The 15833-nt window shown below is 39.4% G+C and carries 12 protein-coding genes, 1 tRNA gene and 4 pseudogenes; 3 read left to right on the top strand and 14 right to left on the bottom strand.

All coding sequences use genetic code 11. The features are described 5' to 3' along the window. Positions 1-2643 (bottom strand): DNA mismatch repair protein MutS, encoded by a 2643-nt coding sequence (gene mutS / locus ACNQGS_RS23855; RefSeq protein WP_491489498.1) that lies wholly within the window; start codon positions 2641-2643, stop codon positions 1-3. A 73-nt stretch (positions 2644-2716) separates the two neighbouring features. Between mutS and ACNQGS_RS23850 the strand changes: the two genes are divergently transcribed. Then, positions 2717-2998 carry a hypothetical protein gene (locus tag ACNQGS_RS23850; RefSeq protein ID WP_491489497.1) on the top strand — a complete coding sequence of 94 codons (282 nt, stop codon included), beginning with the start codon at positions 2717-2719 and terminating at the stop codon, positions 2996-2998. Positions 2999-3340: 342 nt separating this feature from the next. On the opposite strand, the gene ACNQGS_RS23845 is transcribed toward ACNQGS_RS23850, so the two are convergent. Further along, the gene (locus tag ACNQGS_RS23845; protein WP_491489522.1) at positions 3341-5179 is read right to left on the bottom strand and encodes a M6 family metalloprotease domain-containing protein; all 1839 of its coding nucleotides are present in this window, start codon (positions 5177-5179) and stop codon (positions 3341-3343) included. Positions 5180-5427: 248 nt separating this feature from the next. Here ACNQGS_RS23845 and ACNQGS_RS23840 point away from each other — a divergent pair, with 248 nt between their 5' ends. Continuing rightward, positions 5428-6171: a YwaF family protein gene (locus tag ACNQGS_RS23840; protein WP_491489496.1), complete on the top strand. Its 744-nt coding sequence runs from the start codon at positions 5428-5430 to the stop codon at positions 6169-6171. Between the two features lie 62 nt (positions 6172-6233). After that, positions 6234-6307: transfer RNA gene (locus tag ACNQGS_RS23835), tRNA-Arg, on the top strand. A gap of 164 nt (positions 6308-6471) precedes the next feature. On the opposite strand, the gene wrbA is transcribed toward ACNQGS_RS23835, so the two are convergent. From wrbA to ACNQGS_RS23775, 12 genes and pseudogenes are all read right to left on the bottom strand, one after another. Continuing rightward, positions 6472-7083, bottom strand: a complete 612-nt coding sequence (wrbA, locus tag ACNQGS_RS23830; protein WP_491489495.1) for an NAD(P)H:quinone oxidoreductase — start codon at positions 7081-7083, stop codon at positions 6472-6474. 204 nt (positions 7084-7287) lie between these two features. Further along, positions 7288-7437, bottom strand: a pseudogene (locus tag ACNQGS_RS23825) (glucose-6-phosphate isomerase); the annotation flags it as partial. After that, positions 7438-8097 (bottom strand): fructose-6-phosphate aldolase, encoded by a 660-nt coding sequence (fsa, locus tag ACNQGS_RS23820; protein WP_213140697.1) that lies wholly within the window; start codon positions 8095-8097, stop codon positions 7438-7440. 37 nt (positions 8098-8134) lie between these two features. After that, positions 8135-8245, bottom strand: a pseudogene (locus ACNQGS_RS23815) (phosphogluconate dehydrogenase (NAD(+)-dependent, decarboxylating)); the annotation flags it as partial. 145 nt (positions 8246-8390) lie between these two features. Next, a pseudogene (locus tag ACNQGS_RS23810) lies at positions 8391-8656 on the bottom strand (transketolase-like TK C-terminal-containing protein); the annotation flags it as partial. 189 nt (positions 8657-8845) lie between these two features. Further along, positions 8846-10096: an ATP-binding protein gene (locus ACNQGS_RS23805; protein WP_491489493.1), complete on the bottom strand. Its 1251-nt coding sequence runs from the start codon at positions 10094-10096 to the stop codon at positions 8846-8848. Positions 10097-10286: 190 nt separating this feature from the next. After that, on the bottom strand, positions 10287-11063 hold the full coding sequence (locus ACNQGS_RS23800) for a sulfite exporter TauE/SafE family protein (RefSeq protein WP_491489492.1): 777 nt from the start codon (positions 11061-11063) through the stop codon (positions 10287-10289). Positions 11064-11415: 352 nt separating this feature from the next. After that, positions 11416-12543, bottom strand: a complete 1128-nt coding sequence (locus ACNQGS_RS23795) for an MBL fold metallo-hydrolase (protein WP_491489491.1) — start codon at positions 12541-12543, stop codon at positions 11416-11418. Positions 12544-12583: 40 nt separating this feature from the next. Then, positions 12584-12880 (bottom strand): rhodanese-like domain-containing protein, encoded by a 297-nt coding sequence (locus ACNQGS_RS23790; protein ID WP_491489490.1) that lies wholly within the window; start codon positions 12878-12880, stop codon positions 12584-12586. Positions 12881-12912: 32 nt separating this feature from the next. Next, complete coding sequence (locus ACNQGS_RS23785; RefSeq protein WP_491489489.1) at positions 12913-13272, bottom strand: rhodanese-like domain-containing protein; 360 nt, start codon at positions 13270-13272, stop codon at positions 12913-12915. Positions 13273-14013: 741 nt separating this feature from the next. After that, entirely contained in the window at positions 14014-14937 is a 924-nt protein-coding gene (gene cysK, locus ACNQGS_RS23780; protein WP_491489488.1) for a cysteine synthase A, read from the bottom strand. 95 nt (positions 14938-15032) lie between these two features. Next, positions 15033-15810 (bottom strand): annotated as a pseudogene (locus ACNQGS_RS23775) (sulfite exporter TauE/SafE family protein). Between the last annotated feature and the right edge of the window lie 23 nt (positions 15811-15833).

The following is a 15833-nucleotide window of genomic DNA, read 5'->3' as shown; positions in this document are numbered from 1 at the left end:
CTACTTTAATTTTTTCTGCAGTTCGAACAACACGTTAATCGCCTGGAGAGGTGTCACATCCAATAAATCCAGTTCCTTAATTTTATCAAGAACCTTCTTTTCTTTGGTAGAAAGCTCTGGTTTCTTCGTTTCCTTCGGTTCATCAAAGAACGAGAGCTGGGTGAGATGATCTGGAACCAGTTGATTAGCCGCCGCTGCTTTTGATTCCTGAACTGCAGCCGGAGCAGCCTCGACCACTCGTTGTTCTTTCACTTCCCCAGGTCCCCCTGGCTGCTGTTCAAAAGCAGTCAAAATCTCATTTGCCCTTGCAATTAATTCAGCCGGAAGCTCAGCCAGCTGAGCCACATGAATTCCATAGCTCTTATCCGCTGGACCTTCCTTAATTTTGTGTAAAAAGACAACCTTGCCATGATGCTCAATCGCGCTGACATGGATATTTTTCAGTTTGGAAAGCTCTTCTTCCAATACCGTCAATTCGTGATAGTGCGTAGAAAATAGGGTTTTCGCCCCGATACGAGTATGAATATACTCGATGATTGCCTGTGCTAGTGCCATCCCGTCATAAGTGGACGTCCCGCGGCCGATTTCATCGAATAAAATCAAGCTGTTTTGCGTCGCATTGGCGATGGCATTCTTCGCTTCAAGCATTTCCACCATAAAGGTACTTTGTCCGGAAATCAGATCATCCGCTGCCCCGATGCGGGTAAAGACTTGGTCAAAAATCGGCAGCACTGCTTCTGAAGCCGGTACATAACAGCCGATTTGTGCTAAGATAGCTGTCAAGGCAATCTGGCGCATATACGTACTTTTACCGGACATATTTGGACCGGTAATCAGCAGCACTTCACGGTCGCTGTCCATAAAACAGTCGTTCGGCACATATTCCTGAGTATTTAACACCTTTTCAACCACAGGGTGGCGGCCGTCCTTCACGACAACCCGACGTTCTGATGAAAACTGCGGTTTGACATAGCGGCGGTCTTCGCTCACCTGGGCAAAACATTGCAGCACATCCAGCCCACTCACGGTTTTCGCCAAAGCTTGCAGACGTGGAATGTATTCCTTCACCGTTTCACGGATTTCCGTAAACAATTCGTATTCAAGCTCGCCAATTTTTTCTTCCGCTTGTAAAATTAACGCTTCTTTTTCCTTTAATTCAGGTGTAATAAAGCGTTCCGCATTTGTTAAGGTCTGCTTCCGCTCATACCGGCCTTCCTCCAAAAGATGAAGGTTCGCTCTTGTTACTTCTATATAATAGCCAAACACACGGTTGTAACCGACCTTTAAGGACTTGATACCGGTTTTCTCGCGCTCTTCCCGCTCCAGCTGGGCAATCCACGTTTTGCCGTTGCGGCTGGCATCACGATACTGGTCAAGCTGGTCATTATAGCCGTCCAGGATGATATTTCCCTCTTTTAACGAAAGCGGCGGATTCTCGACAATCGCCTGCTCTAATAAATCGGTAACTTCCTCACACGGATCCAATTTTTCAGCAATTTCATTCACTCTCGAATCCTGCATGTTGAGAAGAATTTCTTTTAAAAATGGTACCTGCAGGAGCGAATACTTTAATTGCACCAAATCACGGGCGTTTACATTACCAAATGCAACTCGGCCCGCCAAACGTTCCAAATCATAAACTTCCTTTAATTTTTCACGAAGCTCCTGACGCTCAAAATAATGGTTCATGAGAACTTCCACCAATGTATGGCGATGCTCTATTTGTTCACGGTCAATCAACGGCCGGTCAATCCAATGCTTTAATGTCCTGCCGCCCATTGCTGTCATCGTTTCATCCAACAGCCATAATAAGGAACCTTTCTTCCCTTTCGAGCGAATCGTCTCGGTTAATTCCAAGTTGCGCTTCGAATAGTAATCAATTTTCATAAATTGATGGATTTGATAGGTTGTGACAGGCTGAAGATGGTCAAGGCTCCTCTTTTGCGAGCGGTATAGATAGTGAAACAGCCTTGCTGCCGTCTGCTTCAATTTATCCTGATTTAAATCCTCGAGCAGGTTGGCAAAATTCATCTCTATTGAACTATTATCCTCAAAAGAAATGGCCAGTACATCTCGTTCGCGCATCTTCTTCTGAAGTTCGCCGTCAAAATTACTTGCAACCACGACTTCCTTAGCGCCCAAAACAGCCAGTTCGTTCAGTACCTCATCAAAATTAGTCAGTAGAGTTACTCTGCTTTCACCTGTGGAAATATCGTTATATGCTAGTCCGTATGTGGTATCGTCGAAAGCGGTAACCGAGGCAATATAGTTATTCTCTTTATCTGTTAACCCTTTGCCGTCCATCACCGTACCCGGGGTGATTAGCTGGACCACTTCCCGGCGCACGACCCCTTTGGCCTGTTTCGGATCCTCGGTTTGTTCGCAAATCGCCACCTTGTAGCCCTTTGCAACTAATTGTTCAATATAATTGGCCGCTGAATGGTAAGGAACGCCGCACATCGGAATTCGTTCCTCTGTACCGCCTTCGCGGCTGGTTAAGGTTATCTCTAATTCCTGGGATGCATTAATGGCATCCTCGAAAAACATTTCATAAAAGTCGCCTAAGCGAAAAAATAAAAAGGCATCCTTGTAATCTGCCTTAACTGCTAAATATTGCTGTATCATCGGCGTGTATGCTGTCATAATTTCCTCCACCGTTTAAAAACTTTCGATTATCTTCGACAAACAATTATATCATAATTGGGGGGATTTTTTGTTGGTAGAAAAAACTATCTTGGTTACCGGACCGGTAGATTTTTCTTGGGTTCAGGCTTCAATACCCTTTATTGGCTACCGAACTGGCGGATTTTTCTTGGGTTCGGGCTCCAATACCCTTTATTGGCTACCGAACCGGTGGATTTTCTTCTGGTTCGGGCTTCAATACCCTTTATTGGCTACCGGACCGGTGGATTTTGCTTGGGTTCGGGCTCCAATACCCTTTATTGGCTACCGAACCAGTGGATTTTGCTTGGGTTCGGGCTCCAATACCCTTTATTGACTACCGAACCGGTGGATTTTTCTTGGGTTCAGGCTCCAATACCCTTTATTGGCTACCGAACCGGTGGATTTTTCTTGGGTTCGGGCTCCAATACCCTTTATTGGCTACCGAACCGGTGGATTTTTCTTGGGTTCGGGCTCCAATACCCTTTATTGGCTACCGAACCGGTGGATTTTCTTCTGGTTCGGGCTTCAATACCCTTTATTAGGAACTTCACCTGATTTTTGTAGTCTACATTTTCAAAATCTTAAAATTTATTAGCTTGTTTTTTAATAAACTAATATTATGAAAAACGCAAGAAACCTGAGCTAAAAAAATTGCCCAGGTTTCCTCTTTTTTCTATTATTTTGTACCTTCATTCGTACTATAGAAGAACTTCGCGGTAATGGAACCATCACCATTCTCTTTAATATCGGTTACATGGATTCCAGAATCGGCCGGTGTTGCGCTATTGCCCTTCCAGAAATAATATGAACCAGTATGGACATTGGACGTAGTTGGGGTAATCTTGGAACCGGTCTTAAAGAAGTCCCCTGCATCACCACGGTTTTTATTTTTCTCTAAGTCATATTTTCCGTCCGCCTGCACGACAGATAATCCATAGTGAGTAACAACTGTACCGTCGCTGGCTTTCGTTGACTGGTTGTATTGGAAGCGTTTGTTCATCCAGTTTTCTACGTTATTCGGACGGAAACCGGCAGTCTGATAGAGGCTGATGATATTTTCATCAACATGCCATGCAACCAAACCATGGGAATCTGCACCCTGGCGGATTAGCCCTTTGTTAAAGCCGTCCTGCTGAACATTTTCAAACAAGAAATATTCAGTTCCATTGGAACCTGGGACTTCCATTTTAACGATGCCGTCTGTCGCACTCGCCTTATTAATTGGCGGTAATGTAATTTCCTGAACGCCATCCCCTGGTGCTACCACTTTAGGCTCAGCCCATCCTAAGAAAACTTTTGAAAAAGGATCAAAATGGGTCGGCGAGTTTCCGGAATAAGCCCCACTATCAGGATAACGCATCCAAGAGCCACCTGCCATCATGGAATAGTTTCCTACTCCTTCAGATGAGTATGCTGTATCATAGAAATCCGGCAATCCTAAAGCGTGACCGAATTCATGGGCATAAACCCCGGCAGTAGCAGGATATGGACCCGTTTTCGATGCTTCGTCGTAACCACCAGTAGCTTCGTTAAATCCAGCGACGTTCCCGCCGATAGCTGGCTGAATGTTGTAGTTATTGACGATAACTCCATCATATGTCATATCCTCTGCAACCGTCTTATTAATCCATGCAGCCTGGCTCATCCCAGCATAAACATCCGCAGGTTTACCAGTTTCATAGTATTTGCCATAATACAACGCACTTAATAGACTCCATTTATGTGACCAGAATTGAGCAGGGTCAGCGCTCCACTCCGCACCCGTTCCTTCATGGATAACGAATACATTTGGAACCTCTCCCTTTACAGCGTACTTTGAAAAATCAATTTGGTCATCAGCAGCCTTCAACAGGTCACGGATAAATTCACCTGTGTGGGCATCACCGTTTACGTTACCTAAAACGTATTTACCACTTTCAGCATACGTACCTTCCTGATCTAAATAATAGGAAGCACCTTTAGGCAGTTCAACCCAAACCATTTCAGAACCGTCATGGACAAGATTGATTCTATCATTACTGGATTCCTTATAGGCATTTTGCATCGTGCGATTGGTCGGTGCTTTCACACCATTAAATTCCGCATATTGTTTGAAATAATCTAATTCATAAGGGTTATACTCATTACCAAAAATCAAATCCTCATAGTAATGCGCTGGCACTTGTCCTTGCAGGTCCCCAATCGGCTCGTCCCCATCTTTATATTTAGCTAGAATAACAAGTACTGGCACATCACCTTTTGCGTCACGGTAGGCAACATGATTGTCACCAGCCTGCTGGAATTTTGCCCCTTGATTCGCCAGTTTTTCCGCAGGGTCAACCTTTGAAAGATCTTTTCCCAGCTTCTTAGCTTTTTCAGCTAGTTCCGGAGCCGCACCTACATAATGCGCCAAACTTAAACTATATGTACTAGAAGCCTGTTTTGCTTCCCCGCCCGGCTGGTATCCTGCCAATGCGATACTTCCCGCCAATGCCAATGTTAGACCCGTTTTAGATAATACTTTTAACAAGAGCATCCCTCCTAATAAAATCGTACTATTCAAACATATCAAAATTTTCCAGTAGTCAAAAGGTACTTAATTCCCGCAACTTTGGTAACGTTTTCAATTTTCATAATATGTAAGTCCTACGATACAAATTCAGAAATATTATTGTAAATTTTTATAATAATTTGCAAACCGATAGGTCCTTACATGCAGAATATAAAATGGTCATAATATACTTAGAAGTATTAAAAAACCAATGGCAAAAGGAGATGGTATCGTTGGATTGGTTCGGGGGCAGCTATAAAGACTTTGATTTTGAAATGTTCTCGATCAGTCATTGGATGATCATTGCCATCTTACTAGCAGGATCCACTTCAATCTTTGTAAATCGGGAAAAATTTTTCGACAAAAACAAATGGAGAAAAGTAGAAATTGGGGCAGCTTTCTCGTTAATTTTAATTGAACTGACCTATCATTTCTGGATGTATATAAACAGAGACTGGGACGTTAGTCACGCCATTCCATTAGAACTTTGCAGCATCAGCTTAATTTTGACTGTACTTTTGTTACTAACTAGAAAGAAAATCATATACGAAATTTTATTGTTCACAGCACTTTTGGGTGCGTCACAGGCCATTTTCACCCCAGCCTTAAACTTTGACTTCCCGCATTTTCGTTTCTTTCATTTCTTTTACACGCATTTGATGGACATCTGGGTAGTGTTCTATTTCACTTGGGTTAAGGGCTACCGCCCCACTATTTGGTCTGTCGTAAAGCTTTTTGTTTTCTTAAATGTGTTGATGCCAATCATCATGTGGATCAATAAACTTGTCGGCGGAAATTATATGTATTTAAGCCACAAACCGAAAACAGCAAGTTTATTAGACGTCTTGGGGCCATATCCATACTATATTTTATCGCTTGAAGGGCTGTTAATCTCGCTAAGTCTTATCGTCTGGTTAATTTTCCGGGAAAAAGGAAACGGAAACACCAAAAAAATTAAGGAACTACCAATTCGCTAAACTTCTTTATTGACCTTTTTCGCTGTTCGAATTATAATTATAAACGTTCCACAAATTTATATGTCCCGATAGCTCAGCAGGATAGAGCAACAGTTTCCTAAACTGTAGGTCGGAGGTTCGAATCCTCTTCGGGACGCTAAAGAAACCCTTGCTATGGCAAGGGTTCTTCTATTTTATATGTTATTGCCACACTTGTTAAACAGTAAATTTGCACCGCTTCTATTAACCCTGGGCTAATAAAAAAAGAGAGCCAATCCTCTCTTTCTTTGATTAGCTCTCTTAATTTTATATTAATTCCGTTTATTGATTTGCTTTTTTTACCCATTCTGCCACTGTAACAGTACGCTTTGCTTGATGTTTTACAGCTGCTTGAACATCTTCAATCATTTTTCCATCTTGACCAACAGTAACACTTGTTCCATATGGGTTTCCACCAGCTCCAAATGTAACCGGATCAGTATACCCAGGAGCAGCCACAATTGCACCCCAATGATACATCGTTGTATATAGTGATAAAATAGTTGCCTCTTGACCGCCGTGAGCATTTTGCGCTGATGACATTGCACTAACAACTTTATTTACAAGTTTTCCATTAAACCAAAGTCCACCTGTAGTATCTAGGAATTGTTTCATTTGTGATGGCATATTACCAAATCTAGTTGGTACGCTGAATATAATTGCATCTGCCCATTCTAAGTCGTCTAATTTAACCTCTGGTACATCTTTTGTTTTTTCAACTGTAGCTTTCCAAACCGGATTCCCCTCGATAGCGGATTGCGGAGCAAGTTCAGGTACTTTTAATACTTTTACTTCGGCTCCTGCTTCTTTAGCACCTTCTTCTGCCCATCTTGCTAATTGATAGTTTGTTCCACCCATGCTGTAATAAATAACTGCTAGTTTAACATTTGTCATTTTTTTATTCTCCTTTTCTGATGATTTCCAAATAATTTGGATAGAAAGCCCATATTGATACACCTCCTATTATTTCTTTTTTTTTATTTTACATTCTAAATTTTAGAAAGCTTTCGTACTCACAAATTTTTAAACAAGTGGTAGCAGATATGATAGGTAACGAAAAAGCAACCTTATTTGAAACAAGGTTGCTTTCATTTACTATTATTTAGAAATACGTTTTTGTAATTTTTCTCTTTCTGCTTCATAACCTGGTTTTCCTAGAAGCGCGAACATATTTTTCTTGTATACCTCTACACCCGGCTGGTCAAGAGGATTTCTCCCATTAACAAGGCCCTTAGCTTTTAAAGCTTTTTATACAGTCTTCCAGTCAGCAGCAAATTTTTCAAGTCCTTGATCGGTCAACGGATGTTTTGACAATTGCTCAATGACCTTGAATGGAATCGTTGCAATATGAGCTCCTGCCATCGCTACACGGGTAACATGGTCTGGATGACGCACGGATGCAGCAATGATTTGCGCATCTAGATTTTGAATCCGGAACATCTCTGCGATTTTTGCGACAAGTTGTACACCATCTTCATTAATATCATCTAAACGTCCTAAGAATGGTGAAACATAAGTAGCACCTGCACGTGCCGCCAACAATGCCTGGTTCACACTAAAAATCAAGGTAACGTTGGTTTTAACACCTTTTTTAGTTAAATAGCGGCAAGCCTCTAGTCCATCAAGGGTCATTGGAAGCTTGATGGTGATATTCTTATCGCCGCCGTTAATTTTAATAAGCTCGTCTGCTTCTGCAATCATTTGGTCAGCAGTTAAAGCATTAGGTGTTACCTCGGCAGAAACTGACTCCACTTCTGGAACGGCATTTAGGATTTCAGCAATTCGGTCTTCAAATTTAACTCCTTCTTTTGCTACCAATGAAGGGTTGGTTGTAACACCTGAAAGAACTCCAATTTTATACGCTTTTTTAATCTCATCTAAGTTTGCAGTATCAATAAAAAATTTCATTTTTGTTTTCCTCCTATTGTTAAAAAATTCGTTTATTTTAATTCTTTACGACAGCGTGTACGCCAAATTCATTTCTTAATGCGGCTACAACTTTACCTGAAAATGTATCATTAGCTAAACAACGGTAACGCATTAATAAAGACATTGCGAATTTTGCCCTCAGTTAAGTCCCATTTTTCATAAACCAATATGTCCTACCTTTATTATGTTCTCCTCCTGTGTTGAATAATAATTTTTCCATTTCTTTAATGGTCCACTCAAGAATGTTTTAAGACACTTTTCGCAATTATCCTTTTCAAATTCTGTTTTACGTTTACGGCCAAAGATGCTTCGGAACCGGTCCAATTAAAATGACATCTGGTGTGGCATTTGTTTCTTCTAATACATAAGCTCCCCTAGAAAGCTTCTCTAGATTTGCTTTTATTTCATTAAACACTGGTAAGTTTTGCCGGCTGAGGTTTAATGCAACAGGTCTTTCTGTTTGCTGAAGAGCATATGCCCATGCACTATCTGTTTCGTTTGCATCTGTTGGTAGAAAAACCGTTAACCCTGGTATAGAAATTTAGGTTATCTTTATTTATTAGGTAATTTTTAGTAACTCGTTTTACTTTATGTAGTCATGATAACTTCTGGTTAAATTATCGTCAAGTTAAGTATCTCGAATTTGAAATATTTATTTTTTCAAAATAAAAAACCTATGGTCATGACGACAATAGGTTTGGGCAGTCTATTATTATGTAACAAGCACTTAGGTTAGCAGAGGCAAAAGAATAAGAAATTCGGTCCCCACTCCTTTTTCGCTTTTCACTTGGACCTTACCTTTAAACGAACGGATAATTTGATAGCTTACCATCATTCCGAGTCCCGTTCCGCTTTCTTTTAAGGAATAATACGGAGATCCAAGGCGGTCGATTTGCTCTTGGCTCATCCCGATTCCTTGATCCTTAATACTAATTTTAAAATAGCCATCTTCATTTGAAGCACACGAAATCCACACCATTCCACCGTTTGGCATCGACTCGATTGCGTTTTTCAAAATATTAATCAAGGACTGGTCTAATTTTTGAGGATTAGCATAAACCCAACCGTTTTCAAAAATATCTGTTCTTATCACAACATTATGGCCAAGGGCGTAACTGTGAATAAGATTAACCACACGATGTAATTGGTTCCCTACATCGACTCTTACTTCTTTATGGTTGGATGGTTTTCCAAAAGATAAGAAATCATTAATAATTTCATTCGCTCGATCTAACTCTTCAATGGATAGTTGAATGTATTCCTTCTTCTTTTGAGCCAAATCGGGCTCGTCTAGAAGCTGCAGGAAACCACGAGTCACCTGCATCGGATTTCTAATTTCATGAGCGAAAACACTTGTTAACTCACTGATCACTCGCAATTTCTCTGAGTCTTGCATCTCTAGCCGCAACTGGTGGATCTCCCTGATTTTTTCAATTAACAAAGTGAAGGACCAGGTAAATACGACTGCAAAAATCAAATGAATCATCTGTACTTTTAGATGTTCAAACGTAAAACCTCTTAACATTCCAAAAACTGTAAGGCCAATTAAACAGTAGTAAAAGGAAAGGCCCACTGCAATTTTAACCCTGTTATCTTTTTTCGCCCTTTTGAACGACTTTTGAAAAAACATGATAACCGGAAGAAATAATAATAAGACAAGCACGGTATTATAAAAACCCACGCTGATTCCGAAACTAAGTCGATACAGTATGATTAGGCCTGAGAGGAAAATACTCGACCAAAATCCTCCGTATAGGCTTCCTATAAGAAGGGGGATAATTCTTAACTCCAACCTGGCATTTTGACCAAAACTTACGGGAAAGGACATGCATAGTACTATTGAAATCCCCCACAGAATGGTCATGATGACTTGTTTATTTTTTTCGCTCTTTACCTTTTCCATAATAAAGGTAGAGTAAATAAATATGGGAATGACTGTAAGAGTCAGCTGCAGCAAAAAATCCTTTATTATACTCATCTTTGTAACCTTTCACAGACCGTCCAAAAATTCTAGTAGTAATATTACATATTATACTTTAAATTTACTATAATTTGTCTACATAGTTTTTTCAAAATAATGTCATTTTTTAGAATGTAAAAAAGCACGGCTTATAATGAAGCCATGCTTAACTGCCATTTCAAGTAATTCATTCACTGCTAATAAAAGCTTATAAAATTTCCATCCATGTTTTTATTGCGGTAGCTAATATTAAAAGGCCCATAACAATTTGCAAAACTTTCGTATTTACTCTTTTTCCAACATTCGCGCCAATTGGAGAAGCAATTAAACTGGCAACAACCATGATAATGGAAGGCAGAATGGCGACTTGCCCTGTTGTAAGTTTTCCGGTAACAGCTCCAATGGATGAAATAAGTGTAATGGCCAAGGAAGAAGCAATGGTCATTCTAGTCGGTATTTTTAAAACAGTCAGCATGATGGGGACGAGCAGAAATGCGCCCCCCGCACCAACGATACCTGCACCTATTCCGACGACAAAGGCGAAGAAGGCTGCAAGCCATTTATTGAATTTTACTTGTTCTAAAGGAATATCATCAATTCCTCGTTTTGGAACAAACATCATGATGACGGCAATCAATGCTAAAATTCCATAAACTATATTAATTCCGCTTTCCGGCATATGAGTGGATCCAAAGCCTCCAATAAAGCTTCCAATCAAAATACTGATTCCCATGTAGGCAATTAACGTTTTATTTAGGAATCCTCCTTTACGGTATACCAAGACACCCCCAATTGTCGCAAAAAACACTTGGATGGCCGTAATCCCTGATACTTCATGGGCTGTAAAATGACCTACTCCCAGTAAAACGGGAATGTACAATAACATTGGGAAATTGATGATCGCACCACCAATACCCAACATTCCTGAAATAAATGATCCAACAAATCCAATTAGGAAGATCGTGATGATAAAGCTAATATCCATGGTGTCCTCCTTTTAAATAGGCTCTGTTATAGCTGAATGTTGATTTTACTGTGTTTTGAAAAATAAACGGAGAAATTCCGTTTAAATTGGGAAATACCCTTATTTCCTTAAAAATAAAGGAAGTTTTTCCGTTTATATGATCCAAATCTCTGGATTTTGTCTTATTTAGAGCAGTTAATCGGAATTTCTTCCCTTATATTTGCTTGTTAAGCATCCTCTTTATACAATAGCCGGAAATTCTCCGCTTGTGAATTCTCGTACCTATACGAAAACCAACAATGAATATTAACAGACTCTTAAAATAAAAGGAACCTAAACTGGTTCCCTTTTGTTTAACGTTTTTAATCCAACTTTATCGAACTGCACAGCGGTTAGGTCCAATTTCCATTTCACGTTGCTTGTCGATGTCTGGATTGATTTTCCCCATGTTGGTTTGGCGAATTTCTTGATACGCATTTGGCTGAGGAGGCAGGTTTTCCGTTACCATTTTTCTGAATTCATTTTCGTCTTCAATATTTAGACCATGATTCTTGGCAAACAATGTTCCTAATTTTTCAGCAACACTGCCGTTATCGTTTAATTCTTCAATAATCATAAAGTGTGCTGGAAGGACGATGAGCTCTTCTGATAATTCTCTGTAACGTTTATAAAGAGTTTCTCTTAAATCTCCAACCCAGTCTTCCGCCAAACCTGCAAGGTCAGGTCTTCCGATGGAATCAATGAATAAGATGTCGCCTGATAGCAAAAACTTTTCATCCACTACAAAGGAAGTAGATCCGATCGTGTGACCTGGAGAGTACAATGCGTGAATATTAATAATAGTATTTCCAATTGTTACTTTATTTCCGTTTTCTAATGGTTGGTAATCATATGTTACTTCTGTGGCATCTTTTGGAGGCAGCCAATAAGTGGCACCTGTTTTTTCGGCGATTTGACGCCCTCCTGAAATATGGTCTGCATGGAGGTGCGTATCAAATACGTGTGTAATATTGGCACCGATGCTTTCAGCAAAATCAAGATAGATTTCGGTCATACGTGTTGCATCGATTAGTGCTGCTTCGCCGTTTGATACCACCATATAGGATAAACAACCTTTTCCGATTCGAACAAATTGATAAATTTCGCCGCCATCATTTAGGTCGCCCACTTTAACAGGTTCTAAATGTTCACTCCAAGCTTTCATTCCACCTTCAAGGTATGACACATTTAAACCGGCATCTGAGAGCATTTCTGCTACCATCACTGATGATCCTTCTTTTGCACAAACCACTAAAACTTCTTTATCAGTTGGGATTTGATCAAGGATTTCTTCCACTCCATCAAGCAATTCAAAATAAGGAATATTTACATACGCAAAGTTTTCACCTTCGATTTTCCAATCGTTAAAATCACTTTCATTACGTACATCCAAAATAAACAATTCTTCTTTATTAAAAACTCTTTTCGTAACTTCTTGTGAAGTCATCACCTTTACTGCCATTTCCCTTTACCCCCTATGGTATTATTATAGTTAAAAAAATTTATTCTACTTTCCCTTCCCACGCAAGCATTCCACCAGCCATGTTGATCACGTTAAATCCATAGCTTTCAAGAAACTGTGTAGCACGACCGCTTCTGCCACCTGAGCGGCATACCATAATATACTCTTTTGATTTATCTAATTCATGCATACGGAATTCAACTAATCCTAATGGAATGTTTACGGCACCTGGAATTTTACCAGCTGCAACCTCATCCACTTCACGTACATCTATAATATTTAATTTCTTTCCTTCGTTTAATAATGTTTCAACTTCTTTTACTGTCATTTGTTTCATTTAATAGTCCTCCTTCAATTTAGTTTAAGTGTTTAAGACCAAGCACTCATGCCGCCTCTGACATTCGTTACTTTATAGCCCATATTTTTAAGAACCTTACTAGCCTGCCCGCTTCTCATCCCACTTTGGCAAATAACAACAACTTCCTTATCCATTGAAAGTTCTTTGTCTGCTTTTTGCGCAAGCTGCTGAAGAGGGATATTTTTAAAACCTTTAATATGGTTTCCTTTAAACTCGCCTGGTGTGCGGACATCAACAAATTGTTTGCTATTGTCATTTAATTCAGCTTTTAATTCTGTTGTAGAAATATTGTTAACACCTTTTGTTGGCAAAAAGCGTTTGATCACAAAGTACAACAGCACCGCAATGATAAGATAATTTACATATTCCATTTTTGTTTCCTCCTTGTATATTTGGGGAATTTTTCGATTACCCCAGCGGGTATAATCATATTAAAAATAAAAGTGGGTGTCAACCCATCTTTATCGACTTTTTACTAGCAAATCAACAGCTTCCTTTTAGTATATCTTTCATGCTCTTTTCCCCGGTTTTACCTCCCTCTGACTGCAGTTTTCTGTTTGGAATTAACAAGCGTTTATTCAAGCATTGACAAGTTATATATTATACCCAACAGGGTATGTTGTCAACTGTAATTTTGTTTCTAGATTTAAACCTGTTGAAAATTTACGAAAAAAGTTTATAATTCATAGTATAAACATAGGAATTAGAGGAATAGGAGGCTGGGTATGCATTTTTTAAAACGTCTTTTTATTGAACATTGTCCTAAATGCCATAAAGTGTTGGAAACTCAACATTCAAATATATTAAAATCTGTTGTCATTAAATCGTGTCCTGACAATCATTATAAAAAAGAATTTCATCCCGCTTTTGAGACATATATTGAAAGTAATGCAAGCTAATAAAATTTAAAATAGAAGGTAGCCGGATTATCGCTACCTTCGTTTTTTTATCCTTTTTTCAACCAACCTTTTAAAGCACCATTATCTTCCTCGTCTAATATATTTAAATTCCTATAGATATACAAGGATTAATTTTAATAGACATTAAGTGCTATGTGTTTCTTCGCAGAAAAAAAAAAGCTGCCGAAGCAGCTTTTCAGACAATATCACTTTTTAAATTGGGAACAAGTCAGATGATAAATAGCGTTCACCAGTGTCGGGCGCCAGTGCTAAAACATTTGCTTGAGAAGGAAGCTTTTTGGCAATTTCTAAAGCGTAGTAAATGGATGCTGCCCCGGAGGCTCCGACTAAAATTCCTTCTTCGGCAGCTACACGGCGTGCAATGTTCTGTGCGTCTTTATCTTCAATTAATAAAATCTTATCATAAACGGATTGATTTAGAATTTTAGGAATGAATCCAGGACCTGTACCTGGGATTTTATGCGGCCCTGGACAACCTCCCGATAAAACAGGAGACCCGGCAGGTTCAACGACATAAATCTTTAAATTTGGTATTTTTTCTTTTAACACTTCACCAGTGCCAGTAACGGTTCCGCCTGTTCCAGCCGTACAAACAAAAGCATCTAAATTCCCTTGAAATGATTCATAAATTTCAATCGCTGTAGTATCACGATGAGCATCTGAATTGGCAGGGTTTTCAAATTGCATCGGAATAAAGTGGGCAGGAATATTTTCTGCAATTTGATAAGCCTCTTCAATCGCTCCACGCATGCCTTTTTCCGAAGGAGTTAAATGCACTTCTGCACCATATGCTTTTAAAATTTTAATTCTCTCTTCTGTGGCATTACTTGGCATTGTAATAATACAACGATACTTCCTTGCGGCACACACCATGGCTAAACCGATTCCCGTATTACCAGAGGTCGGCTCAATGATGACGGTTTTGCCAGGAATAATTTTCCCATCTTTTTCTGCTTGCATAATCATGTTAAAAGCAGCACGGTCTTTTACACTTCCTCCTGGGTTAAAGGATTCCAATTTAACATAAACAGAAGCACCTTCCTGATTGGGTAAATGATTTAACTTTACAATTGGGGTATGACCAATCAGTTCTAAAATAGAATTGTATAATTTCATATCAATACTCCATTTCATTCAGTTTATTTCTATTGGAATTATATGCTTTAATTCTCCAGAACTCAAATTACATATCTCTTAAATAGTACCTCAGTTTATAAAATATTCATCCATGTCTTCACTGCCGTAGCGAATATTAAGAACCCCATAATGATTTGCAGAACTTTCGTATTGATCTTTTTACCAGCATTCGCTCCTAATGGTGAAGCAATTAAGCTGGCAACTACCATGATGAGTGAAGGGAGGATTTCCACTTGCCCCGTAGAGATTTTTCCCGAAACGGCTCCAATCGATGAAATGAGCGTAATTGCTAAAGAAGAGGCAATAGTCATTCTTGTAGGAATCTTTAGCACCACAAGCATAATCGGAACTAACAGAAAGGCTCCTCCTGCCCCTACAATACCTGCCCCAATCCCTACGATAAATGCAAATAGTGCTGCATAGCCATTTGTTAAATTTAACTTGTTCCAAAGGAATATTATCAATCCCTTTTTTCGGAACAAACATCATAATAACGGCAATCAGTGCTAAAACCCCATAAACGATATTAATTCCGCTTTCAGTCATATGTGTGGAGCCGAATCCTCCAATAAAACTTCCAATTAATATGCTAATACCCATGTAGGCAATCAATTTTTTATTCAGAAATCCACTTTTACGGTAAGCGAAGACCCCGCCGATGGTGGCGAAGAACACTTGGATTGCGGTAATTCCTGAAACTTCGTGTGCTGTAAAATGACCTACTCCTAACATGACAGGAATATATAACAACATTGGAAAGTTGATGATGGCACCGCCTATTCCTAACATTCCAGAAATAAATGATCCTACAAATCCAATTAGGAGTATCGTAATTATAAAACTTATACTCATATTTGACCTCCTCTTTAAAAAAA

Source organism: Neobacillus sp. PVCKKU3 (assembly GCF_058323225.1).
The sequence above is the reverse complement of the archived record's forward strand: the minus strand, read 5'-3'. Positions and strand labels throughout refer to the sequence as shown.

Coding starts and splice junctions, on each gene's coding strand:
- cysK (WP_491489488.1), bottom strand. CDS start 14,937: ATGAAATTATACAATTCTATTTTAGAACTGATTGGTCATACCCCAATT.
- mutS (WP_491489498.1), bottom strand. CDS start 2,643: ATGACAGCATACACGCCGATGATACAGCAATATTTAGCAGTTAAGGCA.
- ACNQGS_RS23805 (WP_491489493.1), bottom strand. CDS start 10,096: ATGAGTATAATAAAGGATTTTTTGCTGCAGCTGACTCTTACAGTCATT.
- ACNQGS_RS23785 (WP_491489489.1), bottom strand. CDS start 13,272: ATGGAATATGTAAATTATCTTATCATTGCGGTGCTGTTGTACTTTGTG.
- wrbA (WP_491489495.1), bottom strand. CDS start 7,083: ATGACAAATGTTAAACTAGCAGTTATTTATTACAGCATGGGTGGAACA.
- fsa (WP_213140697.1), bottom strand. CDS start 8,097: ATGAAATTTTTTATTGATACTGCAAACTTAGATGAGATTAAAAAAGCG.
- ACNQGS_RS23800 (WP_491489492.1), bottom strand. CDS start 11,063: ATGGATATTAGCTTTATCATCACGATCTTCCTAATTGGATTTGTTGGA.
- ACNQGS_RS23790 (WP_491489490.1), bottom strand. CDS start 12,880: ATGAAACAAATGACAGTAAAAGAAGTTGAAACATTATTAAACGAAGGA.
- ACNQGS_RS23845 (WP_491489522.1), bottom strand. CDS start 5,179: ATGCTCTTGTTAAAAGTATTATCTAAAACGGGTCTAACATTGGCATTG.
- ACNQGS_RS23795 (WP_491489491.1), bottom strand. CDS start 12,543: ATGGCAGTAAAGGTGATGACTTCACAAGAAGTTACGAAAAGAGTTTTT.